Source organism: cf. Phormidesmis sp. LEGE 11477, from assembly GCF_015207105.1.
Classification (GTDB): domain Bacteria; phylum Cyanobacteriota; class Cyanobacteriia; order Phormidesmidales; family Phormidesmidaceae; genus Phormidesmis.
Genome location: NZ_JADEXO010000278.1, coordinates 1 through 1,268 on the forward strand (window position 1 = coordinate 1; position 1,268 = coordinate 1,268).

A 1,268-nucleotide genomic window follows, 5' to 3' on the forward strand; every position below is an offset into this window, starting at 1 on the left:
CTAAGGGGGTGACACAAAGGCTACAAGGTTTGTAGGACGGCCATCATAGCTTTCTGCCCCCTCAGATAATATTCAATTTTCCCCCGATTGAGCATCATCAACTGTTGTACTTGTTGTTGGCTATCTTGCCAAAACGGCATCCACCGATGAGCTGCTAGCCCGACATGAAAGAAACTGTGGCGGCGATAGGAACGGCCCGCTGTCTCTGGTCTGGCTATATACTTCTGAAGGGCTTTCTGCTTCAGCCGTTGCCCTCGCGTCGAAGCACACAGATAGGCAATTGCAATCAATAAAACAATCGCTAAGAAGCGCTTTCTGCTAGCCCTACAGTCTTCTAGTCGGTAGCCACCAAGCTTAAAATCGCGGAACATTTCTTCAATATCGAAGCGCTTTTGATAAGCAGCTACCGCATTGTCTAGGCTCTCTAGATTAGTCAGCAAGAACCAGGGCTCTTCCGATGCGAAGCCACGGTAGCGGCGCTTCCACTTACCTGCCAAGTGCGCTGAGCCAAAGCCTTTGCTTTTAGTCATCGTCACGGCGTTGTAGAAACACTGGGTTCCAGGGGCTAGGTCTAGCTGAGACAGCTTCAACCAAGGCTTGTCCTCAATCAAAACGTAGGTTGATCTCTTCTGCCGTAGACAGAAGTAGTGGCCTCGTTGGCCCAACCAGCGGGCCAAATCAACCGAGCAAAACTCTCGGTCACCGAGTAACACAACCCGGTAGTCAGTCAGTAACGGCAGAGCGACTGCTAGAAAAGCCGTCTGCTTGTCGTAGTGACTGTTACCAAGGCTATCCAAACGCTGCCAGTAGAGCGGAATCGCTCGGCCTTTCCAGACTATACTCGCCATCAGCAGATTGATATCTCGCCAGGTCGTACGGTCAATTGCGACATAGACAGTGCTGCCTAAGCTTAGTTGCTCGTTAAGAAACGCTTGCAGCAAGCCAAACCACAAGCTTCTCAGGTGAAGGACTCCCAGTGTAAGGAACCGTTGGACTTTTTTCGCCGACTCTCGAACAAGATTGGAAACGGCAGTGCCTCTGCTAGCGTCTCGATACGCACATCTCGAATAGTGTGCAACAGGGTGATCAGTATTGAAAGCAGCAGATACTGTGATTCATTGAGCTGTCGTTCGAGTGCTGTTTGGTAAACTGAAGGTATCATATTTATTCGATAGGCTTTGGTTCGTAAAACTAGCCTATCTTTTTTTACCTACACACCGCTATTCCCTTACCGTGTACAGTTTACGTAGGCTGTGTCACCCCTTCAG

Annotated in this window: 2 protein-coding genes; both read right to left on the reverse strand. The window is 49.6% G+C overall.

Translation table 11 applies throughout. The features are described 5' to 3' along the window. Positions 1-20 precede the first annotated feature (20 nt). Positions 21-977, reverse strand: a complete 957-nt coding sequence (locus IQ256_RS29285; protein ID WP_228025408.1) for an IS4 family transposase — start codon at positions 975-977, stop codon at positions 21-23. Then, positions 959-1,162 carry a hypothetical protein gene (locus IQ256_RS29960; protein ID WP_228025407.1) on the reverse strand — a complete coding sequence of 68 codons (204 nt, stop codon included), beginning with the start codon at positions 1,160-1,162 and terminating at the stop codon, positions 959-961. The genes IQ256_RS29285 and IQ256_RS29960 overlap by 19 nt, the downstream gene beginning before the upstream one ends. Positions 1,163-1,268 lie beyond the last annotated feature (106 nt).